The organism is Streptomyces sp. SAS_270, assembly GCF_052543295.1.
Window position 1 is genome coordinate 17409 of the sequence record NZ_JBMNDS010000007.1, and the last position, 22252, is coordinate 39660.

General features: G+C 71.8%; 19 protein-coding genes, 1 tRNA gene and 1 pseudogene. 9 read left to right on the forward strand and 12 right to left on the reverse strand.

All coding sequences use genetic code 11. The annotated features are described in order from the left end of the window. Nucleotide 1 precedes the first annotated feature (1 nt). The 3 genes from ACN6LB_RS06855 to ACN6LB_RS06865 are packed head-to-tail and all read right to left on the reverse strand — an operon-like array spanning nucleotide 2 to nucleotide 3769. The gene (locus tag ACN6LB_RS06855) at nucleotides 2-1624 is read right to left on the reverse strand and encodes a hypothetical protein (RefSeq protein WP_445024989.1); all 1623 of its coding nucleotides are present in this window, start codon (nucleotides 1622-1624) and stop codon (nucleotides 2-4) included. Continuing rightward, nucleotides 1615-2865 (reverse strand): hypothetical protein, encoded by a 1251-nt coding sequence (locus ACN6LB_RS06860; RefSeq protein WP_445024990.1) that lies wholly within the window; start codon nucleotides 2863-2865, stop codon nucleotides 1615-1617. The genes ACN6LB_RS06855 and ACN6LB_RS06860 overlap by 10 nt, the downstream gene beginning before the upstream one ends. Next, nucleotides 2816-3769, reverse strand: coding sequence for a phosphatase PAP2 family protein (locus ACN6LB_RS06865; RefSeq protein ID WP_356142051.1), 954 nt, complete (start codon nucleotides 3767-3769; stop codon nucleotides 2816-2818). The genes ACN6LB_RS06860 and ACN6LB_RS06865 overlap by 50 nt, the downstream gene beginning before the upstream one ends. 192 nt (nucleotides 3770-3961) lie before the next feature. Here ACN6LB_RS06865 and ACN6LB_RS06870 point away from each other — a divergent pair, with 192 nt between their 5' ends. Continuing rightward, nucleotides 3962-4558 carry a histidine phosphatase family protein gene (locus tag ACN6LB_RS06870; protein ID WP_445024991.1) on the forward strand — a complete coding sequence of 199 codons (597 nt, stop codon included), beginning with the start codon at nucleotides 3962-3964 and terminating at the stop codon, nucleotides 4556-4558. Nucleotides 4559-4580: 22 nt separating this feature from the next. Here ACN6LB_RS06870 and ACN6LB_RS06875 read toward each other — a convergent pair whose 3' ends face one another. Beyond that, nucleotides 4581-6029, reverse strand: coding sequence for a hypothetical protein (locus ACN6LB_RS06875; RefSeq protein ID WP_445024992.1), 1449 nt, complete (start codon nucleotides 6027-6029; stop codon nucleotides 4581-4583). Between the two features lie 307 nt (nucleotides 6030-6336). Between ACN6LB_RS06875 and ACN6LB_RS06880 the strand changes: the two genes are divergently transcribed. Next, the gene (locus tag ACN6LB_RS06880) at nucleotides 6337-6822 is read left to right on the forward strand and encodes a hypothetical protein (protein WP_445024993.1); all 486 of its coding nucleotides are present in this window, start codon (nucleotides 6337-6339) and stop codon (nucleotides 6820-6822) included. 87 nt (nucleotides 6823-6909) lie between these two features. After that, the gene (locus tag ACN6LB_RS06885) at nucleotides 6910-7776 is read left to right on the forward strand and encodes a spermidine synthase (RefSeq protein WP_356142057.1); all 867 of its coding nucleotides are present in this window, start codon (nucleotides 6910-6912) and stop codon (nucleotides 7774-7776) included. A 46-nt stretch (nucleotides 7777-7822) separates the two neighbouring features. Here ACN6LB_RS06885 and ACN6LB_RS06890 read toward each other — a convergent pair whose 3' ends face one another. Beyond that, complete coding sequence (locus ACN6LB_RS06890) at nucleotides 7823-8359, reverse strand: hypothetical protein (protein WP_445024994.1); 537 nt, start codon at nucleotides 8357-8359, stop codon at nucleotides 7823-7825. Between the two features lie 143 nt (nucleotides 8360-8502). Here ACN6LB_RS06890 and ACN6LB_RS06895 point away from each other — a divergent pair, with 143 nt between their 5' ends. The 4 genes from ACN6LB_RS06895 to ACN6LB_RS06910 all read left to right on the forward strand — a co-directional run bounded on the left by ACN6LB_RS06895 (nucleotide 8503) and on the right by ACN6LB_RS06910 (nucleotide 13249). Further along, nucleotides 8503-9207, forward strand: coding sequence for a response regulator transcription factor (locus ACN6LB_RS06895; protein ID WP_445024995.1), 705 nt, complete (start codon nucleotides 8503-8505; stop codon nucleotides 9205-9207). Further along, nucleotides 9204-10583 (forward strand): sensor histidine kinase, encoded by a 1380-nt coding sequence (locus ACN6LB_RS06900; RefSeq protein WP_356142063.1) that lies wholly within the window; start codon nucleotides 9204-9206, stop codon nucleotides 10581-10583. Before ACN6LB_RS06895 ends, ACN6LB_RS06900 begins: the two co-directional genes overlap by 4 nt. Nucleotides 10584-10841: 258 nt before the next feature. Next, on the forward strand, nucleotides 10842-12299 hold the full coding sequence (locus ACN6LB_RS06905; protein WP_445024996.1) for a glycoside hydrolase family 18 protein: 1458 nt from the start codon (nucleotides 10842-10844) through the stop codon (nucleotides 12297-12299). 158 nt (nucleotides 12300-12457) lie between these two features. Next, on the forward strand, nucleotides 12458-13249 hold the full coding sequence (locus ACN6LB_RS06910) for a dienelactone hydrolase family protein (protein ID WP_445024997.1): 792 nt from the start codon (nucleotides 12458-12460) through the stop codon (nucleotides 13247-13249). Between the two features lie 135 nt (nucleotides 13250-13384). Here ACN6LB_RS06910 and ACN6LB_RS06915 read toward each other — a convergent pair whose 3' ends face one another. The 4 genes and pseudogenes from ACN6LB_RS06915 to ACN6LB_RS06930 form a co-directional block, all read right to left on the reverse strand. Next, nucleotides 13385-14824 (reverse strand): GH1 family beta-glucosidase, encoded by a 1440-nt coding sequence (locus tag ACN6LB_RS06915; RefSeq protein WP_445024998.1) that lies wholly within the window; start codon nucleotides 14822-14824, stop codon nucleotides 13385-13387. A gap of 111 nt (nucleotides 14825-14935) precedes the next feature. After that, on the reverse strand, nucleotides 14936-15853 hold the full coding sequence (locus ACN6LB_RS06920) for a carbohydrate ABC transporter permease (protein ID WP_445024999.1): 918 nt from the start codon (nucleotides 15851-15853) through the stop codon (nucleotides 14936-14938). Continuing rightward, nucleotides 15850-16841, reverse strand: a pseudogene (locus tag ACN6LB_RS06925) (carbohydrate ABC transporter permease). The gene ACN6LB_RS06920 and the pseudogene ACN6LB_RS06925 overlap by 4 nt, the downstream one beginning before the upstream one ends. Then, entirely contained in the window at nucleotides 16838-18169 is a 1332-nt protein-coding gene (locus ACN6LB_RS06930) for an ABC transporter substrate-binding protein (protein ID WP_445025000.1), read from the reverse strand. The pseudogene ACN6LB_RS06925 and the gene ACN6LB_RS06930 overlap by 4 nt, the downstream one beginning before the upstream one ends. Before the next feature lie 324 nt (nucleotides 18170-18493). Here ACN6LB_RS06930 and ACN6LB_RS06935 point away from each other — a divergent pair, with 324 nt between their 5' ends. Together ACN6LB_RS06935 and ACN6LB_RS06940 are read left to right on the forward strand one after the other, a co-directional pair. Next, the gene (locus ACN6LB_RS06935) at nucleotides 18494-19549 is read left to right on the forward strand and encodes a LacI family DNA-binding transcriptional regulator (RefSeq protein WP_356149368.1); all 1056 of its coding nucleotides are present in this window, start codon (nucleotides 18494-18496) and stop codon (nucleotides 19547-19549) included. Nucleotides 19550-19741: 192 nt separating this feature from the next. Continuing rightward, nucleotides 19742-20581: a serine/threonine protein kinase gene (locus tag ACN6LB_RS06940; RefSeq protein WP_445025001.1), complete on the forward strand. Its 840-nt coding sequence runs from the start codon at nucleotides 19742-19744 to the stop codon at nucleotides 20579-20581. Between the two features lie 258 nt (nucleotides 20582-20839). Here ACN6LB_RS06940 and ACN6LB_RS06945 read toward each other — a convergent pair whose 3' ends face one another. From ACN6LB_RS06945 to orn, 3 genes are all read right to left on the reverse strand, one after another. Next, complete coding sequence (locus tag ACN6LB_RS06945) at nucleotides 20840-21346, reverse strand: GNAT family N-acetyltransferase (protein ID WP_445025002.1); 507 nt, start codon at nucleotides 21344-21346, stop codon at nucleotides 20840-20842. A 79-nt stretch (nucleotides 21347-21425) separates the two neighbouring features. Continuing rightward, nucleotides 21426-21498, reverse strand: a tRNA-His gene (locus ACN6LB_RS06950). 109 nt (nucleotides 21499-21607) lie between these two features. Next, nucleotides 21608-22210 (reverse strand): oligoribonuclease, encoded by a 603-nt coding sequence (gene orn, locus ACN6LB_RS06955; protein WP_356141213.1) that lies wholly within the window; start codon nucleotides 22208-22210, stop codon nucleotides 21608-21610. Between the last annotated feature and the right edge of the window lie 42 nt (nucleotides 22211-22252).

Sequence of the window (22252 nt, forward strand, 5' to 3'; positions counted from 1 at the left end):
GTCACAGTACGTCCTCCTCGGTCACCGGGTCCGGCTGCGGTACGGCGTCGGGCTCGCCCGGCGGCCCGCCGTGCGTCCACGGTGTCTCCTCCGGGTCGGGCAGCTTCGCCCCGCCACGCTGTTCGTGCTCGAAGAGCGTGAAGCAGAGGAGGTCGCCCTTCTCGGGCACGGACCCGGCGTCGGGTTCCTTGCCGCGGCCCATCTTGTCGACGATGCGCAGCACGACGGCACCCGCCCCGTCATCACCTTCGCCCCGGTCGCCGTACTGCTCGTATCCGACGAACTCGGCGGCCTGCGGCTTGCCGCCCAGCGAGCGGTAGACCTTCGCGCGCTCCCCGAGGTGCGGGCGGTCGTCCGTGCGTACGGTGACCAGCGGGCGAGGGCTGGGCCGCTTGCCCTCGCTGTACGTCATGACCACGTCCGTGACCTCGCCCGCGAACGCCTCCCCGGCGAGCCGCCGGCCGGCCATGACCAGCGCGTCGTCGAGGGCCTCCTGGGCTTCCACCCGGGCCTGCTCGCGCTCGCGCGTGGCGAGCTTGTTCGCCGCGGTGACCGCGTCGTCGCGGCGCGGCTGCGGCGGCTCCCCGGCGGTGATCCGGTCGCGGTGGCCGGTGAACGACCAGCGGTCGCGGGTCCACCGGTCGGTCGCGTGCGCGCCCTCGGGCAGGGCCCGCACCAGGTCCAGGCCGCGCCACACGGCGTCCCAGGTGGGCCGGGTGACGCTCTCGACGAGGGCGCGGATGTCCCGCTCGGCGGTGGTGAGTTCACCGAGGCGGTCGTCCGCCTCGATGCCGTCCTCGGCGGCCGCGAGGGCGGTCCGCGCGCGGTCGTAGCGGTCGATGGCGGGTGCGAGGAGCTTGTTGTCGAAGGCCGGGTCGGTGGCGGGCCCGGCGGGCGGGCACACCAGCTGCCCCCGGGCGTCCCGCGCCAGCTCCGCCCTGAGCGCCGCCTGCGCGCCCGACTCGCCCTCGGGCGGGTCGATCCAGGCGAGCAGCGCCCCGAGGTGCTGGTCCTCCAGGCTGGACTGGCCGGTCGCCCAGTGCCGGGACAGGACGTCGGTCAGGGCGAGCAGCAGCGCGGACCCGGGCACCCGCGCCCGCTCCCCGAAGTGCGTGAGCCAGCGCCCGAGCAGCGGCACCCGGGGCGGCGCCGGATGGGGCGCCTCCGGGTCCTGCTCAGCGGTGCGCCGGAAGCGCATGGAGCGCCCCAGGAGCCGTACGAGATCGATGCCCGCCCGGCCCGGGACGATCAACTGCGGAGCGTCCGCGCACAGTTCGACCTCGACCTTGACGCGCTTGCCGGTCTCCGGGTCGGTCTCGCTGCGCTCGGCGGCCTCTACCCGGTCCGCGTAGGAGTCGACGTACGGCAGGACCACGTCCGCCAGTTCGGCCAGGAACGCGAACCTCAGGTCGCGGTCCCTGGGCTGCGGGACGACCAGCAGCCGGGGCGCGTCGCGGTCCGTCCCGACGAGCGCCCCGAGCGGGGCCCCGGCCTCTCCGGCGGTGGTCAGCGGCACGAGGACGAGCGGCCGCTCGGACAGATGCCGGTGCCGCACGGTGGCGACGGGCCGCGCCCGCCCGCTCTCGACGGCCTCCAGCCGGGCGAGCGTGGTGATCAGCGACACCGGGTGACCTCCTGGCCCATGGGCGCCGGGAGCCCGTCCTGAACCTCGCGGGCCTCACGGTCCCGCAGGGCCTCCGCCCGCAGCTCCGCCGCTCTGCGCAGTGCCGCGACCGCCGGGTCGGAGGGGTCCCCGGTCTCTCCGTGGGCCGCCGCCAGGACGTCCCCGACCGTGGTCAGGCCGCCCAGCTCGGCGCGCAGCGAGCGGCCCAGGGAGGTCACCGCGCCGTCGGCGCGGGAACGCTCGCGGCAGTGGAAGGCCAGCTCGCAGGCGGCCAGGCACTCGGGGGCGTACGTCGCCGGGACCGACTCGACCGCGGCCGTCAGCTCGGCGGCCGGGAGGTCGGGGGCGAAGCACGTACCGGCCGGGAGGGCGTCGGCGATGTCCTCGACGCGGGTCAGGCGGGCGAGCTGGCGGCGGGTCACCGAGCGCTGCTTGCGGATGTCGACGGCGGACGCGGTCGGCAGGTTGGAGAAGTCCTTGGGACAGACCAGCAGGATGCGGTGGCGCACCACGGGCACGGGGGCACCACCCTGGGCGCTCCGCCCCTGAGACGCCTCAGCCTCAGCCTCAGCTGATGCCGGGGTCGCCGGCGTCGCGCCGAGGCGGCCGGCGACCTCCTCCAGCGCCAGTACGTACACCGCGGACTGGCGGGCGGCCGCGCCCACCTTGGCCGGGTCCGCCGAGCCGTCCAGCATCGGGAAGGACTTGATCTCCACGACCGTCCAGCTGCCGTCGGGGTGCACGACCACCGCGTCCGGCTCCAGGAACGCGGGGGAGCCCGCGACGTCCAGGGCGAGCATGGGGTGGTCGAGCAGGGTCCAGCCGCCGACCGCGGTGGCCTCGCGCAGGGCGAGCGCCGTACGGGCCGCACGCCCCTCGGGGCCTACGGCGGTGAGGTCGGGGACGGTTCCGGAGACGGGTGGCTCGGCGCCGGGGTCCAGCCGTTCGTGCACGAGTCGCAGCAGCTCCGCGCCTCCGTCGGCCTTCACCCTGGCCTCGAACGCGTTGCCCCGCATGAAGGCGAACTGGGACTGTCCGAACCCCGAAGGCGAGCCGAGGGCGCCCGCGAGCACCGTCTTGTCCACGCCCGCGCCGTCGAGGAGGGCGCGGCGGTCGCAGCCTGGGTTCGCGGCGAGCGCGGCGAGGGCCCGCGCGTCCAGTGCCTTGGGCGGGACGGAGGGCCCTCGCAGCTCAGCGAGCCGGTGCCGCAGCGCCGTCCCCCGCGTCCGCGGGAGAGGCACCCGGCTCGGCTCCCGAACCGCTTCGGGACTCGCGCTGTCGGGGGAATCGCTCACCCGGGGAAGTCTGGCATCCACCACTGACAATTGAGGAACCTGCGCCGCGCGAGGCGTCCGGGACCGGAGTGAACCAGCCGCCCAGCCGCCCCCGTACGAGGTCCGCGCCCCGCATCACGAACGGCGTCAGCAGCAGACCGATCCCCATCACCGCGGCGCCCGCCACGGCGTCGAGGAAGTAGTGGTTGGCCGTGCCCATCACGACGATCGTGGTGAACAGCGGATACACGACACCCGCGACCTTGGCAGCCGGTGTACGGCCGTGGCGCCACAGCATCACTCCGCACCACAGCGCCCAGCCCACGTGCAGGCTCGGCATCGCCGCGTACTGGTTGGTCATGCCGCCCATGCCGCGCGGCGCGCTCGCCTCGCCGCCCCACCAGCCGTAGTCGCTGTACTGGGCCATCGTGTCCACGAAGCCGTGCCCCGTGGAGAGCAGCCGGGGCGGGCAGGTCGGCAGCAGGGTGAAGCCGATCAGGCCGATGAACGTGGAGGTCATCAGCCAGGTGCGGGCAGCTCTGTAGCGCACGGCGCGGGAGCGGAAGAGCCAGATCAGGATCGCGGGCGTGACCAGGTAGTGCAGCGACGCGTACCAGAAGTCGGCGGGTACGCCGAGCCAGGCCTCGCGGGTGAACAGCCGGTTCAGCGGGTGTTCGGCGTTGAGGTACAGGGCCTTCTCGATGCGCAGGATCGACAGACCGTGGTCGACGGCGCTCGTCTCATTGCCGCGGGCAAGCAGACGGCCCGCCGAGTACGAGGCGTAGACCAGCAGGATCAGCGGCAGTTCGGTCCACCACCGGAGCCGGGCACGCGGTGGCGCCTCAGTGCGCGCTGTATCGGTCTGCGGCATCCGATCGCCTCCCCATCTGTCTGTTGTCAGGCGGCCCGGAGCCCGCTGCTGTCATTTTACGGCGTAGGAGAATGCCCTCGTGGGGGGCCCTCGGTCGTCAAAGACGCTGAGATCGCCCCATGGGTTGCCCCGTGCAAGCGTGCGCGATGATGGAGGGATCCGCCGCTGATTTCTCCCGGAAGGGCCCTCTCCATGGCACCGCGCATCCTGCTGGCCCGGCACGGACAGACGGAATGGTCCCTGCTCGGGAAGCACACCGGCAGGACGGACATCCCGCTCCTCGAAGAGGGCCGACGCGGCGCCAAACTACTGGGTGAACGCCTGCACCGCGCTCCCTTCGACGGACTCGCCGGAGTCGAGGTGCTCACCAGCCCCCTGGCACGCGCGCGTGAGACGTGCGAGCTCGCCGGGTTCGGCGAGCGGGCGGCCACCTGGGACGCTCTCATGGAGTGGGACTACGGCGCCTACGAGGGCATGACCCCGGACGAGATCCAGGCGATCCGCCCGGGCTGGTTGATCTGGCGCGACGGCGTGCCCGACGGCGAGAGGCTGGAGCAGCTCTCCGCGCGCGCGGACGAGGTCGTCGACCGGGCCCGGTCCGAGGACCGTGACGTGCTGGTCTTCGCCCACGGCCACATCCTGCGCGCCATCGGCGCCCGCTGGCTGGGCCTCCCCGTGGACTTCGCCGCCCGCATCCGCCTCAACCCCACCTCTCTGTCGGTTCTCGGATGGGCCTATGGCGATCCTGCAGTGGAGACGTGGAACGACATCGGTCACCTGCAGGCCTAGGGGGCTTCCCCCGCACGCGCCCTCAAGCAGTGCGCGGCAGTGAAGCGTGCCGTTCCAGGAACGCCGACACCCCCGAGGCCCTGCGGTGCGGGAGCAGCACGCGCGCGGTGCCTGCCAGCATCGTCTGGATGCGGGAGGACTGGACCTCGTCGAGGAGGTCCAGGACGCGCAGGCCCGCCGTGGCGGCCTCGTCGGGGCGGCCGCCGCGCGCGAGGTCGTCGGCGAGTTCGGCGGTGTAGAGGGCGATGTTGCGGGTGAAGTGCGGGTCCTGGAGGTCAGCGGCGCGACGGGCGTGCCGGGCCGCGCGGGGCCAGTCGCCCAGCGTCGACCAGCACTGGGCCTCCAGCCCCTCCAGTTCGGCCTCTCCGTAGAACGTCATCCACTCGGGGTCGGTGTCCGAGGGGCCGCGTTCGTAGAGGGCCTGGGCGCGGGCGAGTGCCTGTTCGACCCCCGCGCGGTCGGCGAGCCCCGCCCAGCCGCCGGCCTCGCGCAGCGCGAGCAGCGACATCAGGCGAGGGGAGCCCACGCCGCGTGCCGCCCGCTGCGCCGCCTGTGCCGCGCGCACCGCCTCGCGCGGGCGCCCCGCGTCGCGTGCGAGGAAGGCCGTGTTGCAGAAGGCGTGTGCTTCCAGGCCCGGGTCGCCGGACATCCGGGCGGTCGCGAGGGCTTCCGCGTAGTGCGAGCGCGCGTCGTCGAAGCGGCCGGAGTCATGCGCCAGCCACCCCACGGAGATGGCCAGTTCGCCCGCCCCGGTGTACAGCCGGTCGGCGGTCGTCTGCCGGGTGGCCCCCGCGTCGAGCAGTTCGTACGCCGTCCGCAGGGGAGCCGAGGCCCGCCGGTAGAGGCCGTCGGCGCCGTGCCGGTCGTCGAGCAGCCTGATCTTGCGTACGGCCTCTTCGAGGGCGCCCGCCTCGGACACGCCCGCCCGCCGGCCGGGCCGGGGCACGGCATGGGCGACACTGCCGTGGGCGACCCCGAAGGGGCCGAGCGAGGCGGCCGCCACGGTGGCGGTGCCTCCGGTCATGAATGCGCGACGCTGCACGTCGCTCTCCTCGTCGTCCTGGTGCGTGTCGTACGGGTCCTGCGTGTCATACGTCTCGTGCGCCCCCTCCGTCTCAGGTGAGGCGTGCATCGGGCTCGTGGTGTGCGAGGGGAGCGCCTCGTCCGTTTCGCGCGCCCCCCGGCCGCGCACCGACGAGCGGGGTGCGAACCCCAGGTCGGCGAGCGTGCGGCCGGGGAACAGGTGCAGGAACACCCGCTCGTACGCGTAGTTGGGACAGCGGATCTCCCCCGCCTCGACCCGCCCCACGTAGCGCGCGTCGCAGCTGACCCGCTCGCCGATCTCGCGCGCCGCCCGCCGTACCAGCGCGGCGAACTCGGCCGGCGAGCGTTGTGCGCGCAGCCGCCGGAAGGCGAGATTCGGCCGCGCGGGCCGGGGGGACTGGGACGAGGTCACCGTTGACGACGTCATGGCCGGGCCCTCTCTCGCGAACCGTCGAACCATGCCGGATGCAAGGTGAGTTGCTGCCGTCAACGCCCTGTGATGCCTTGCGCTGCACTGCTGTTGCCCTGCTTCCGGCGGGGCAAGAACGTACCTGCTGTGACGACGCCACCACGCTGGGTTTGGCTACAAACCGGATATCTCATCCTGGATCTGCCATGAACTGCCATTCTTTACGGCGGAGTTTCGCCGTAGCCGTTGACGCTCTGGCGCGTTGAACCCGATGGACCGGGAGCCACCCGAACTCCCGAGCCGCTCGCGCAGGAGGAGGGGTTCCGTGGTGGAGGCCGGGATGGAGAGCAGGCAGAGCACCGATCCTTGTACGTCGCTGTCGATCGCACCTTGTACGGCGTTGACGACGGCACAGCACTGGCCGGCGGCGGAGTGCGGCGCCGCACCGCAGTCGGCCTCGGAGTGCGACCTGGTGACCGTTCCGGCGCGGCAGGGGCTGGAGGCGGTCGACATCCTGCGCCGCGGCGCGGGCGACTCGGTCGGCCCCGTCCTCCACGACGACAGCTGCGACACGCTCGGCTTCCTGGTGCCGCCGGGCACCGCCGACGCCTGGGACGTGCCCGGCAGCACCTGTACGCAGACCAACGGGCGCGGCATCAGTCTCGCGAGCCTTGCCCCCGAGCCCCCGGTCGAGGGCTCGGACTGGCTGCTGCCACCGGGCGACGCCGACCTGGCGACCGACCCGGCCGTTCTGCGTGCGGCCCTCGGCGAGGCGGCCCGCCTCATCGAGGCCGCCGACAACTGCCGCTGAGCCCGCTACGGACGGCCGCCGAGCCCGCGGCGGCCGCCGCGTCCACCTGCTCTCGCCGCCCTGCTCGTACCCCCTGATAATGGCGGGATGGCAAGGGCGAGGAACGCGAAGCGGGCGCAGGCGGCGGAGGCCGTCGTCGAGGCGGTCGACGGGGGGCTCGCCGAGCTCATACCCGACCGGGACCGGGCGCGCGCCTGGACCCTGCTGATCGACGGCGCCCCGCAGTCGCACGTGGACCTCGACGACCCCGCGTACCTCTCCTTCGAGTACCAGCGCCGCCTCGGCCATGTCATCGACCTCGTCGCCCCGCCCGGCCGGCCCGTGCACGTCCTGCACCTCGGCGGCGGCGCCCTCACCCTCGCGCGCTACACCGCCGCGACCCGCCCCCGCTCCACGCAGCAGGTCGTCGAGCGCGACGCCGCCCTCGTCCAACTCGTCCGCCGCGAGCTGCCGTTGGACCCGAACGCCCGCATCCGGGTGCGCTCCATGGACGCCCGCGAGGGCCTCGCGAAGGTGCCTGACGGCTGGGCGGACCTGGTGATCGCGGACGTGTTCAGCGGGGCCCGGACACCCGCGCACCTCACGTCGACGGAGTTCCTCGACGACGTCCGCAGAGCCGTCGGACCCGGCGGTCTCTACGCCGCCAACCTCGCCGACGGGCCGCCGCTGGCACACCTGCGCGGCCAGGTCGCCACCGTCGCGAGCGTCTTCCCCGAACTGGCCCTGATCGCCGACCCGACGGTGCTGCGCGGTAAGCGCTTCGGCAACGCGGTCCTCGTCGGCTCCGACCGGCCGCTGCCGCTGGCCGAGCTGACCCGCCGCGCGGCCTCCGACCCGCACCCCGGGCGCGTCGAGCACGGCAAGGCGCTCGCCGACTTCACGGGCGGGGCGACGCCGGTGACGGACGCCGCGGCCGTGGCGTCACCGGCGCCGCCGCCGTCGGTGTTCCGCTGAACCGGATCCACGCACCACGTCCCGGCACACCCGGCAATCGGCGCTTCTAGTACGTTTCGACGTCCACCTTCGGCGCGGTGTCGTGCCAGGTGCAGAACACCGACACCCGGTCCGAGCCGGAGGCGAACTCGACGCGGATCCATGTCTCCGTCTTCCACACCTGCATCGACCAGCCCGCGGCGGGCGTCGCCGACACCAGCGTCGCGGAGGTCTTGCCCAGGTCGAAGACCGCCCGGCCGCCCTTGGAGTCGTAGCTCTTGACCTGCCCGGACGTGGACGGGTCCGAGCCGGCGGACCGCGAGGGCGACGACGACGGCGACGAAGAGGGCCGCGTGGTGCTCGGTTTCCCGCTCCCGGCCTTGGGGGACGGCCGCCGCGAGCTCTTCGACGGCGACGGGCGGCTGGTCGAGGAGACCTGCGGCCGGGCTTCCTGCGTGGTGGTGTCGCCCGCCGTGATGGGCAGGGCGCGCGGCGGGTCGTACGCGGTCCCCGCCATCACCGTGTGGACACCCCACCACGACAGCGTGACCGCCGCGCCCGTGGCGAGCGACCAAGCCAGAACGTGTACGAGACCTCTGCGCATCGCGGGCCATACTGCCCCACGCGCCCCACTGATGTCCCCCCGATGCCCCATGGACGTCGCAGGGGCGGGGCGTCGCCGGGATGCTGCCGGGGTTGTCCACAGGCGCCGGACCACGATCCCCCGGATGGCGTACGGTGCCGCCCATGGCTCGTGTGCTCGTGGTCGAGGACGACCAGTTCGTACGCTCAGCCCTCATCCGGCATCTGGCCGACGCCTCGCACACGGTGCGCAGTGTCGGTACGGCCCTCGAGGCGCTGCGCGAGGTCGCGCATTTCTCCTTCGACGTCGTCATCCTGGACCTCGGCCTGCCCGATCTGGACGGGTCCGAGGCCCTGAAGATGCTGCGCGGGATCACCGACGTGCCCGTGATCGTCGCCACGGCACGGGACGACGAGACGGAGATCGTCCGGCTGCTCAACGACGGAGCGGACGACTACCTGACCAAGCCGTTCTCGTTCGAGCACCTGTCGGCGAGGATGGCGGCCGTGCTGCGGCGAGCCCGGGCGGCCGTCGGAGAAACGCCCCCGTCCCCGGTCATCCGCGTCGGCGGCCTGGCGATCGACCCGCTGCGCCGCGAGGCCGAGTTGGACGGCGTACGGCTGGACCTCACGCGCCGCGAGTTCGACCTGCTCGCCTTCCTGGCCGGACGGCCCGGCGTCGTCGTACCGCGCAGGGAACTGCTCGCCGAGGTGTGGCAGCAGTCCTACGGTGACGACCAGACCATCGACGTCCATCTGTCGTGGCTGCGGCGGAAGCTGGGGGAGACGGCGGCGCGGCCGCGCTATCTGCACACCCTGCGGGGCGTCGGCGTGAAGCTGGAGCCACCGGGAGCGGAGTCGCTGCTGTGAGGTGGGCGCTGGTCAAGGTGTGTGTGGCGGTGACCACGATGGTCGTCGTCGCGTTCGCGGTCCCGCTGGGCCTGGTGATCAAGGAGATGGCGCGCGACCGGGCGTTCTCCAACGCCGAGCGGCAGGCGGCCGCCGTCGCGCCCGCGCTCTCCATCACCACCGACCGGGACCAGCTGGAGCGCGTCGTCGCCTCCGCGGGCTCGGACGACGGGATGGCCGTCCACATACCGGCGGCCGACGGCAAGGCGGCCGTCGACATCGGCCCGCAGCGGGCCGCCGGCAAGGACATCACCACGACCCGGAAGCTGGGCCGCGCCTCGACGACCGAGGTGCCCGGCGGCTCCACCCTGCTCCAGCCCACCGCGCTGAGCTCCGGCAAGATAGCGGTGGTCGAGGTGTACGTGCCGGAGTCCGAGGTCAGCAACGGCGTGGGTACGGCCTGGGCGGTCCTCGCCGCCGTCGGCGTCGCCCTCGTCATCGGCTCGGTCGCGGTCGCCGACCGGCTCGGCGTACGGATGGTGCAGCCCGCGCAGCGGCTGGTCGAGGGTGCGCACGAACTGGGGGAGGGGAAGCTGGGCTCACGGGTGCCCGAGGACGGGCCGATCGAACTGCGGCTGGCGGCGGTCGCGTTCAACTCGATGGCCGACCAGGTCGTCGAACTGCTCGCCAATGAGCGGGAGTTGGCCGCCGACCTCTCGCACCGGCTGCGGACACCGCTGACCGTGCTGCGGCTGAACGCGGCCTCCCTCGGCGACGGGCCCGCCGCCGAGCAGACCCGGGCCGCCGTCGCCCAGCTGGAGCGCGAGGTCGACACGATCATCCGCACGGCCCGCGAGGCCAAGCCGCAGACCGCCGCCAAGGGGGTCGGCGCCGGATGCGACGCCGCCGAGGTGGTCCGCGAGCGCATGGACTTCTGGTCGGCGCTCGCCGAGGACGAGGGCCGCAAGGTACGGGTCGCGGGCGTCGACCGTCCGGTGCGGATACCCGTGGCCCGGGCCGACCTGGCAGCCGCCCTCGACGCCCTCCTCGGCAACGTCTTCCGGCACACCCCGGAGGGCACGGCCTTCGCGGTCGACGTGCACAACGGTGAGGACGCGGTGATCGTCCTGGTGTCCGACGCGGGCCCCGGGATCCTGGACCCGGAGGCGGCGATGGCGCGCGGCCGCGGGTCGGGGAGCGACGGCTCGACGGGCCTCGGCCTGGACATCGTGCGACGGCTCGCGGAGGCGACGGGCGGGGACGTGCGGATCGGGTCGTCGGTGCTGGGCGGGACCGAGGTCCGGATATGGATCCAGCTGGACGGGCGGGCTCCGGTCCGACGGGGGCACCGAGGGGCGGCCGTACGACGCCGCAGGCGCGGCACGGCCGTGCGCTGACCACTCGCGCGGCGAGGTAGGGCGAGGCGCGGCGCAGCGGAGCGGGGCGGTTGCGCGTCGGCGGCCGGCGGGACAGGGCCAAATTGGTCTCTACCTTTAACCGTCCCCGATCCCTTCCTTAAGCGCACCCTAAGATCCTCAAGTCCCGTCCGGATCAAGCGGTTTGTCCGATTCCGGATCGCTAGCGTGCTGCCGCACCCACCCCCGGAGCCCCCCACGCCCCAGGGGCACCCCGTGAACAGCGAAGGCAGGCACGCGATGAGCAGTACGCACCGGCGCAAGGTCAGCGGCAGGAACAAGGCGATAGGTGGCGTGGTCGCCGCGGCCGTCGTGGGCGGCGGTGCCCTCCTGTTCACGGGGACGGCGCATGCGGCCGGGGTCGGCGCCGTGTACACCAAGACCAGTGACTGGTCGACGGGTTACACCGCGCAGTACGTCGTAACGAACGACAGCGGCCAGGCGAAGAGCGCCTGGACCCTTGAGTTCGACCTGCCGTCCGGAGCCAAGCTGAGCTCGCTGTGGAACGGCGAGTCGAGCGTGAGCGGGCAGCACGTCACCGTGAAACCCCCGTCCTGGGACAAGGACGGCCTGGCGGCCGGTGAGTCCGTCACCGTCGGGTTCGTCGTGAACGGCAGCGCGAACCCGACGGGCTGTCTCATCGACAGCGCCAAGTGCTCCGCGGACGACGGCGCCACACCGGAGCCGAGCGGCCGCCCGACCCAATCGGCGACACCCACCTCGAAACCCACCCCCACGGCCACCGCCTCGCAGAGCACGAGCCCGAGCCCCTCGGCGTCGGAGAGCAGCGGCAGCGGCACCACCACCAGCGCCGGCTTCGCGCCGTACGTCGACACCTCCCTCTACCCCGCCTTCGACCTGCTCGCCTCGGCCACGGCCACCGGCGTGAAGGACTACAACCTGGCCTTCATCACGGACGGCGGGAGCTGCACGCCCAAGTGGGGCGGTGTGAGCGACCTGGGCAGCGACGGGGTGGCCGCCCAGATCGGCGACCTGCGCGCCAAGGGCGGCGACGTCCGCGTCTCCTTCGGCGGCGCCTCCGGCTCGGAGCTGGCGACCACCTGCTCCTCGGCCGACGCCCTCGCCACGGCGTACGGCAAGGTCGTGGACGCGTACAAGCTCACCAAGGTCGACTTCGACATCGAGGGCGGCGCGCTGCCGAACACCGCCGCCAACACCCGCCGCGCGCAGGCCATCGCCAAGCTGCAGCAGCAACACCCGTCCCTGGACGTCTCGTTCACCCTCCCCGTGATGCCCGAGGGCCTCACCCAGGACGGCGTGAACCTCCTGTCCAACGCCAAGTCGAACGGTGTGAGGACCAACACCGTCAACATCATGGCGATGGACTACGGCCCCGCGTACAGCGGTGACATGGGCACCTACGCCGAGCAGGCGGCCACCGCGACGCAAGCCCAGGTCAAGAGCGTGTTCGGGCTCTCCGACAGCGCGGCCTGGAAGGCGGTCGCGCTCACCCCGATGATCGGCGTCAACGACGTGTCGGCGGAGATCTTCAAGGTCGACGACGCCACCCAGCTCGTGAGCTTCGCCAAGTCGAAGGGCCTCGGCTGGCTGTCGATGTGGTCGGCGGCCCGTGACAAGCAGTGCGCGGGCGGTGCGAAGCCCTCCGCGGACGCCACGTGCAGCTCGATCGTCCAGGACGCGAACGCCTTCACGAAGGCCTTCGGCGCCTACAAGTAAGCCAGGCGCCTCACCACGGGGGAACGCGCCCCGGCCGGGACTCCCCCCACTCGGCCGGGGCGCCGTGCATACGGTTCGAGCAGAGGTACGGAAACGGGTGGAGCGGGCCCGGCCATGCGGAGATAGTGGCTCTGCCCACAACCATCAAGGGGGATGTCATGGTTCATGAAGTCGTAGCCGAAGAGCTCGGGATAGAGGTCGCGGCAGAGGTCGGAGCGCGGCTGGAGGGCGCTCCGCCCATGACCGCATATCTCGCTCGCCCGGCGGGGGACGGCGCGTACCCGGCCGTGCTGGTCGGGGCCGAGTTGTGGGGGCTGACCGAGGACGTCCGGGAGATCGTCCGGCAGGTCGCGGCGCTCGGATACGTGGCGATCGTCCCGGACGTCTACCACCGGTTCGGTGCGGGGACCGCCGCGGGGCTCGCCGAGAGCGATGAGAACCGCACGCGCGCCTTCGAGCTGGTCGGGCGGCTGACGCGGGACGAGGTCGAGGCAGACCTGCGGGCCTGTGCCGCGTATGTGCGGGAGCACGCGGGGGCGAGCGGGAGGACCGGGGCGCTGGGCTTCAGCCTCGGCGGGCACATCACGTACTTCGCGGCGAGTCGGCTCGACCTCGACGCGGTGGCGATCTACTACCCCGGCTGGCTGCCCGTCGCGGGCACCGCGCTGAGCCGACCGCGGCCGCTGCTGGAGGAGACCGGCCGGATCGCCGAGCGCGATGTGCGCGTGCTCATGTTCTTCGCCGAACTCGACCACGTCATCGACGCCGAGCAGCGCGAGCAGATCGAGGAGGCACTCACGGCGGACGGGATACGGCACGAACTCGTCGTCTACCCGGGCGCCCGGCACGCCTTCTTCGTCCCCGGACGCGAGCCCTACGACAAGGCCGCCGCCGACGACTCCTGGGCACGCGTGCGCGAGCTGTTCGCCGCCGAACTCGGCAGCCGGTAGCCCGAAGCCGGTCGTCAGCCACGTCGGGACACGTCGGGACACGTCGCCACGGCTGTGGGGGGGGGGGGGGGGGCGCGGCACCCCCCTCAGGTGCCGCGCCCCGTCCCCGCCCCCCGTTCCCCCGGGATGGTGGACTCAGTCGGCGGTCGGCAGCGCCGGAAGGGAACCCGTGCGGGCGGCCCCGCCGTACCAGCGGGCGCTCGACTTCGGGGTGCGGGCCAGGGTCGCGTAGTCGACGTACACCGCGCCGAAGCGCTTCTCGTAGCCGTACGCCCACTCGAAGTTGTCCATGAGGGACCACAGGTAGTAGCCGCGGACGTCGGCGCCGTCGGTGATGGCCCCGCGGATCGCCGAGAGGTGGCCGTGCAGGTAGGCGATGCGCTCGGGGTCGTGGACGTTGCCCTCCGGGTCGGGCTTGTCGTCGTAGGCGGCGCCGTTCTCGGTGATGTAGAGCGGCAGGCCCGGAGCCTCCCGCGAGTAGCGCATGATCAGGTCGTGCAGGCCCGTCGGGTCGATCGTCCAGCCCATCTCGGTGCGCTCGCCCGGGGTCTGGTGGAAGGCGACGTCCTCCGCGCCCGGCCAGGGGGAGTGGTCGGAGGCGCCGTGGCCGTCCGCGCGCGGGCCGGAGGCGGCGTTCTCGGCGGCCGAAACCAGCGTGGGCGTGTAGTAGTTGAGGCCCAGCGCGTCCAACGGCTGGTTGATCAGGGTGAGATCGCCGTCGAGGACGTACGACCAGTCGGTGAGCGACGCCGTCGCCGCGAGCAGCGTCTCCGGGTACGCGCCGTGCAGCATCGGACCGTGGAAGACACCGTTGGCCAGGTCGTCGATGCGCTGCGCGGCCGACAGGTCCGCCGGGTCCTGCGAAAGTGGCCTGACCACTGATGAGTTGAGGCTCACCGCGATCGTGTTGCGGGCCGGCATCGCGCTCCGCAGCGCCGAAGTGCCCAGCCCGTGCGCCAGGTTCAGGTGGTGCGCGGCCCGCAGCGACGCCACCGGGTCCGTACGGCCAGGAGCGTGCACCCCCGAGCCGTAGCCCAGGAAGGCGCTGCACCAGGGCTCGTTGAGGGTGATCCACTGCTCGACCCGGTCGCCCAGTGCCTCGCCCACGATCTGCGCGTACTCGGCGAAGCGCAGCGCCGTTTCGCGCTCGGGCCAGCCGCCTGCATCCTCCAGCTCCTGGGGAAGGTCCCAGTGGTAGAGGGTGATCGCCGGCTTGATGCCATGGGCGAGGAGCTCGTCGACCAGCCGGCGGTAGAAGTCCAGGCCGCGCTGGACGGCGGGACCGCGGCCGGTCGGCTGCACCCTCGACCAGGAGACCGAGAAGCGGTACGCCGTCAGGCCCAGCTCCGCCATCAGCGCCACGTCGTCGCGGTAGCGGTGGTAGTGGTCGACAGCGATGTCACCGTGCTCGCCGCCCGCGGTCTTGCCCGGCGTATGGCTGAAGGTGTCCCAGATCGAGGGGGTGCGGCCGTCCTCCCGCACCGCCCCCTCGATCTGGTACGCGGAGGTAGCGGCGCCCCAGAGGAAGGCGGAAGGAAAGGTCACAGGGGTGGTGGGGGTTACGGGATCAGGCATGGAAGCGCTCCCATGAGGGGTCGTGGAGACCGACGATTGGAGGGGGGAAGGGAGGGAAGGGAGGGGCCGAGGCGGCGGTGACCCGGCCCCGTCGGGCGAAGGCGCGGGCGATCAGCCCTTGATCGCGCCCTGCATGATCCCGCCCACGATCTGCTTGCCGAACAGGAGGAAGGCGATGAGCAGCGGCAGCGTGCCGAGCAACGCGCCGGCCATGATCACCGCCTGGTCGGGCACATAGCCGGTACCGAGCGAGTTGAGGGCGACCTGCACGGTGGGGTTCTGCTGGTTGAGCGCGATGATCGGCCACAGGAAGTCGTTCCAGGCCATCACGAACGTCAGCAGTCCCAGCACCGCCATCGCCGGCCGTGCCGCCGGGAAGACGACATGCCACACGACGCGCAGACTGCTCGCGCCGTCCACCCGCGCCGCCTCGATCAGCTCGGTGGGCAGCGCCTGGACCAGGTACTGCCGCATGAAGAACGTGCCGAAAGCGCTCACCAGGGTCGGCAGGATGACCGTCTGCAACTGGTTGGACCAGCCCAGATCGCTCATCCACAGATACAGCGGTACGACGGCCAGCTGCGGCGGGATCATCATCGTCCCGATGGTCAGCAGCAGCAGGGTGCTGGAGAACTTGAACCGCAGCTTGGCGAAGGCGAACCCGGCGAGCGTGGAGAACAGGACCGTACCGACGGTGATGGTGCTCGCGACGAGCGTGCTGTTGACCATCGCGGTGCCGAGGCCGCCCTGCTCCCACGCGGCCTGCAGGTTCTTGAACAGGTTCCCGCCGAGCCACAGCGGCGGCGGCGTCTGGGCGAGCCGCTGGTCGGTCCGCGAGGCCGCGATCACGGTCCACAGCAGCGGCGCCAGCGAGACGACGGCGAAGACGGACAGGACGACATAGGTGAGCGGACCCGCGTGCAGCTGCTTGCCCGCGCCGAGCACCCGGCGGCGTCCGGGGGTGCCCCGGTCACCCTTACCCTTCGCCTTCCCTTCCGACTGAGGGAGCGTCAGTTCACTTGTGGTCATTGGGATTTCCTCAGCCGTCGGGTGATCAGCAGGTTGATCGCGGCGACGATCAGCAGGATCAGGAACATCGTCCAAGCGATCGCGGACGCCTTGCCGAGGTTGCCGATGGTCCAGCCCTGGTCGTACATGTACAGACCCAGCGTCTGGTACTGGTGCTCGGAGCCGCCCTTGGATCCGCCGAACAGGAGCGGCTCGCCGAACAGCTGTGTCGCACCGATCGTGGAGACGACCACCGTGAACAGGATCGTCGGCCGCAGCATCGGGATCGTGACATGGCGGAACTGCTGCCAGCGGCCCGCGCCGTCCAGCGCGGCCGATTCGTACAGATCGGCGGGGATCGCCTGCATCGCCGCGAGGTAGATCAGCGCGTTGTAGCCGGTCCACCGCCAGATCACGATCGAGGAGACGGCGAACTGCCCGCCCCAGTCGGACTCGCGCCAGTTGACCGGATCGACCCCGACGAAGTGCAGCAGCCAGTTGATCATGCCGCCGTCCCAGGAGTACAGCAGCACGAACACCAGGGTCGCCGCCGCCACCGAGGTGGCGTACGGGGTGAGCATCACGACCCGCCACACGATCGAGCCGCGCAGCTTGTAGTTGAGCAGGTGGGCGATCCCGATCGCCATGATCAGCTGCGGCACGGTCGAGATCACGCCGATGGTGAAGGTGTTCTTCAGCGCGTTCCAGAAGAAGTCCGAGGACAGCAGGTTCTTGTAGTTGTCCAGGCCGGCCCAGGTCTGGTGGTCAAGACCGGAGAGCTGCACGTTGTGCAGCGAGTACCAGGCCGTGTACAGCAGCGGGATGAGCCCGAAGGCGCCGAAGAAGATGAAGAACGGGGCGATGAACGCGTACGGCGACGCCTTCATGTCCCAGCGGTACAGCCGGCTGCGCCAGGAGTCGGGGCCAGAGGGCGGTGGTGTACCGCGACCGTGAGCGCGGCGTCGGCGCTCGACGCGGGGTGCGCGAGAGCCTGCTTGGAGCCTGTCACTGGCCGAGCACGTCCTTGATTTCGTTCTTTGCCGCGTCCCAGCCCTGGTCGGGCGTCTTGCCCTTCTGCTCGACCTGGAGGATGCCGACGTCCGTGATGGCCGTGCCGATCGGCTGGTCCTTCGTGCCGAAGATCTGCGTCGGGATGGTCTTCGCCGAGTCGGAGAAGATCTGCGCGATCGGGGCGCCCGAGAAGTATGCCGTGGTGTCGGGCAGCGGCTTCAGGGCCGCGTACGCCGACGGGGTCGACGGGAAGCTCGCCTGCTTGGCGAAGACCTTCGCCTGCTGCTCAGGGGCCGTCAGCCACTTCGCCAGCGCGATGGCCTCCTTCTGGTGCTTGCCCGCCGTCGGCACGCCGATGAACGAACCGCCCCAGTTGGCCGCGGTCGGCGCCGCCGCCACGTCCCAGTTGCCCTTGCCGGAGGCGCCGGACTTCTGCTCGATGTAGCCGATCATCCACGCGGGGCAGGCCACCGTCGCGAAGCTGGCGTTGGAGAGGGCCTTGTTCCACGGGTCCTCGAACTGCTTCAGCTTCGCCGACATGGTGCTGGTCGCCACCTCCATCGCGGCGTTCCAGGCGTTCTTCACGCCCGTGGACTTGTCCCAGATGACGTTGCCGTCCTTGTCGTAGTAGCGCTGGCTCTCGCCACCCAGCGCCGCGTTGTAGACCGAGGAGGCGGAGTCGACGTACTTGGTGCCCTTGGGCGCCTTCTTCATGTAGTCCTTGCCGACGTTAACGAACTTGGACCAGTCGCCCTTCCACTGCGCGGCGAGCTTGGTGCGGTCCGTCTCGAGGCCGGCCTTCTTGAACAGGTCCTTGCGGTAGCAGATCGCCATCGGGCCGACGTCGGTGCCGAGGCCGATCAGCTTGCCGTCCTTGGTGGTGGCCTGTGCGTTCTTCCAGTCCAGCCACTGGGACTTGTCGACCTCCTTGCCGAGGTCGACGAACTTGTCGGCCTGCGTCTGCACGGCCTCCGTGACGTTGCCGACCTCGATCGCCTGGATGTCGTCGGTGCCGGCACCGGCCTGCAGACGGGTCAGGGTCTTGGGCCAGTACACGTCGGTCTTGGTGGTGACGTTCTCCTTGATGGAGATGTTCGGGTGCAGTTTCATGTAGTCGTCGTAGAGCCCGGCCTGCTTGTAGCCGAAGACCCCGAAGGTGCCGATGGTCAGCGTGGTCTTGCCACCGCCACCGCCACCGCCCCCACCGCCGGAGTTCGAATTGCCGTCGTCCGAGTCCTTGGAACAGCCGGCCAGCAGCCCCGTACTCAACGCGGCGACGGCCGCGAGGGCCACCAACCGGTGGGATCGGCGGGTACTCGTGCGCATTGCGTCCTCCTGTTGCCTGACGTGCCGACCCCCCGGCCAACTGCACTGTTGGGCCCGTTATTCTCGCTGCGGCTCGGGCGGGGAACGTGCGGGATGTGTATGTGTCAGGTACCGTGGGAGCGCTCCCACAGGTGATGTGTTGAAGAGTCGTCGGTTTGTTCGGGGGTGTCAAGGGTGGAAGCGGCGAGATATGCCTTCGGTTATCGGCCTGTTAGCTAAAGAGCCCGGCGGACGTCCACGGCTCGCTCCGAGGCTTCGCCGAGGGATCACGACTGTTAGATTCCAGGCCGACGCGGTGTGACGCGGCGTGACAGGAGGCGGACCATGGCAGGCCACGGAGCGCGGGGCCGGAGCGGCGGGCGGCCGACGCTTGAGGAGGTCGCCGCGCGGGCCGGAGTGGGCCGCGGCACGGTGTCGCGGGTGATCAACGGGTCCCCGCGGGTCAGTGACGCGACCCGCGCGGCGGTCGAGGCGGCGGTCGCCGAACTCGGCTACGTGCCCAACACGGCGGCCCGCGCGCTCGCCGCCAACCGCACGGACGCGATCGCGCTCGTCGTGCCCGAGCCGGAGACCCGCTTCTTCGCGGAGCCGTACTTCTCGGACATGCTCAAGGGCGTCGGCTCCGCGTTGTCGGAGACCGAGATGCAGCTGCTGCTGATCTTCGCGGGCAGCGACCGCGAGCGGCGCCGGCTGGCCCAGTACCTCGCCGCGCACCGGGTGGACGGCGTCCTCCTGGTCTCCGTCCACGCCGACGACCCGCTGCCCGACCTGCTCTCCCAGCTGGAGATCCCGGCCGTGATCAGCGGTCGCCGCTCGGTGGAGGAGACGCTTCCGTCGGTCGACTCCGACAACTACGGCGGCGGCCGCGTCGCCGTGGAACATCTGATCGAACGGGGCTGCCGGACCATAGCCCACATCGCCGGACGCCTCGACGTCTTCGGCGCCCAGCGCCGCGTCGACGGCTACCGCGAGGCGCTGCAGGACGCCGGCCGCGAGGTCGACGAGGGCCTGATCGTCCCCGGTGACTTCACCGAGGAGGGCGGCCGCCGCGGGATGACACAGCTGCTGGCCCACTGCCCGACGCTGGACGCGGTCTTCGCCGGCTCCGACGTGATGGCGGCGGGCGCCCGCCAGGTCCTGCGCGAGGCGGGCCGCCGTATCCCCGACGACGTGGCGCTCGTCGGCTACGACGACTCCGCCATCGCCCGTCACATGGACCCCCCGCTGACCAGCGTCCGCCAGCCCATCGAGCACATGGGCCACGCGATGATCGACCTCCTCCTGGACGAGATCGCGGACCGCCGCCCGGCGGCGTCCCGGGGCCTGGAGCGCCGCCAACTCGTCCTGCCCTCGGAACTGATCCTGCGGGCTTCTTCCTGACGGACCTGACGGGCCGTACCGATCGGGCGGACCTGATGGACCTGACCCGATCGGGCGGACCCTGAAGGAAGCCCGCCACCCGGCGCGGCCCGGTCGCCGGGCGCCCGGAATCCGGTCTCCGCGCCCGTCCCGCCTGCGACATCTCTCCATATGAGCGACACGGGTGCGCCCCCGTCGGGCAGGCTTTGGGGCATGGTCCTACACCCCTTGCTGGGAGTCGACGAAGTATCCGCCGTGGAGCCTCACTTGGGGCGGGTGGGCGAGGTGTTCAGGGTGTTCCGCGAGCAGGACTCGGGGTGCGTGTCGTACGGGGTGCGGCTGCTGGACGGGGCGCGCTGGTTCGTGAAGGAGGCGGTCACCGGCCGGGCGCGCCGTTCGCTGGAGCGCGGCTGGGCGTTCCACCGGGCCGTACGGCACACGGCGATCGTCCCGCAGGTGCACCGGATCGCCGTACAGCAGGGCGGTTCGGCGGTGGTGATGCCCTGGCGGGAGGGCGAAGTGCTGTACCACGCCACCGCGGGGGGACACCGCGACCGTACGAGCCCGGGCAGCCCCATGGCCCGCTTCCGCGCCCTGCCGCCCGCCCGCGTCCTGGGCGCCTTCGACCGCGTCCTGGACGCCCATCTCGCGGTGGAGGCCGCCGGGCACGTCGCCGTCGACTTCTACGACGGCGCACTGCTGTACGACTTCACGGCGGACGTGATGCATCTGGTGGACCTCGACGAGTACCGCCCGGGCCCCTTCCTCGTGGAGGACGAACGGCTGCCGGGCTCCCGTCGGTTCATGGCGCCGGAGGAGTTCGTGCGCGGGGCGTTCATCGACATCCGTACGACGGTCTTCACCCTGGGCCGCACCGCCCGGCTGCTCCTCGACGCGGGCGACGAGGAACGTGCCTGGCGCGGCACCCCGCAACAACTGGCGGTGGTCGAGCGCGCCACCTTCCCCAACCCCGACGACCGCTACCGAACGGCCCGCGACTTCGCCGCCGCGTGGCGGGAGGCCGCCGATCCGCCCCGGGAGGCGGGGCGTTAGGCGTGCTGTCCGGGGAGGCTGGTGACGTGGTCTTGGGTGGCGGGGGATGTGGCCGTGCTTCGCCGTCCTGCTCCTCGGCGCCGAACGGCCCGCGACTTCGCCGCCGCCTGGCGGGGGGCGGGGCGTCAGGCGTGCTGTCCCGGAAGGCCGGTGACGCGGTCGTGGGTGGCGGGAGGCCGCGAGGGGGCGTCGATGCGGCCGTACGGCCGGGGTCCCGAAGGGGCGCCTCGGGCACGGCGGCCCGTACGGACGTCTCCGTCAGGGGCGCGGTTCGCGCCGCCACCGCACCTCACCGTCCTGCTCCTCGTCCGTCGGTGTCAGCCCGGCCGCCGTGGCGACGGCCGCCGACGCGCGGTGTTCGCGGTGGACATGGGCGACGACGGACCCTGCGCCCTGCCGCTCCAGCCATCCGACCAGCCCCACGGCGGCCTCGGACGCGAACCCGCGCCCCTGCCAGCCGGTGCCCACCACCCAGGCGATCTCCGCGACGCCCCCGGCGACCGTCGCCTGCACCGTCCCCACCAGGGCCCCGCCCTCGTGCAGGCGCAGCACCCAGTTGCACCAGGCGACGGCGGGGTCGGGGCAGCCGGCGACCAGCCGCTCGTAGCGTGCCCGCAGTGCTTCGGGGGAGTGCGGAGCGCCTCCGATGAACTCGTGCAGCGCCGGGTCGCCGAGCACCCCGGCCATCTCCTCGGCGTGCTCGACGCGGAGGGGGAGGACATCGAGGCGGGCGGTGCGGAAGGACTGGGCGCTGATCACGGTCATGACAGAGGACGGTAGAGGACCGTGAGGGGAACACGACCGAGGCCCGGTCCGCTTGCGCGGACCGGGCCTCGGTCTTCAGGGTGAGTGACGGGACTTGAACCCGCGGCATCCTGGACCACAACCAGGTGCTCTACCAGCTGAGCTACACCCACCATGTCCGGTCTTTGTTTTTCTCCGACCGGCCGAGAAAAAGTGTACAGGGTCCGAAGGGGTGCTCGCGCCCGCCTTTTTCACGGGGCCCGGCGGGGCCCCGTGAAGCGCTTATTCCGCAGGCAGGACGTGCTTGGCCGCGATGGTGCGGGCGGTGTCGGAGTCGGGGCCGGGCTGCGGGACGAAGATCGCCTCGCGGTAGTAGCGGAGTTCGGCGATCGACTCGCGGATGTCGGCGAGGGCGCGGTGGTTGCCGTTCTTGTCGGGGCTGTTGAAGTACGCCCGCGGGTACCAGCGGCGGGCCAGCTCCTTGACGGAGGAGACGTCCACGATGCGGTAGTGGAGGTAGTCCTCCAGCGTCGGCATGTCCCGCAGGAGGAAACCCCGGTCCGTGCCCACCGAGTTTCCGCACAGCGGGGCCTTGCCGGGCTCCTTGACGTGCTCCCGGACGTACGCCAGGACCTGGGCCTCGGCGTCGGCGAGCGTCGTGCCTTCGGGCAGCTCGGAGAGGAGACCGGAGGACGTGTGCATCGTGCGCACCACGTCCGGCATCGTCTCCAGGGCCCGGTCGGGCGGGCGGATCACGATGTCCACCCCCTCGCCGAGCACGTTCAGCTCCGAGTCGGTGACGAGTGCGGCCACCTCGATGAGCGCGTCGTCGGACAGCGAGAGCCCGGTCATCTCGCAGTCGATCCACACCATGCGATCGTTCATGTGTCTCACCCTACGGCCCCTCCAGGCGCGCAGGACCCGCCC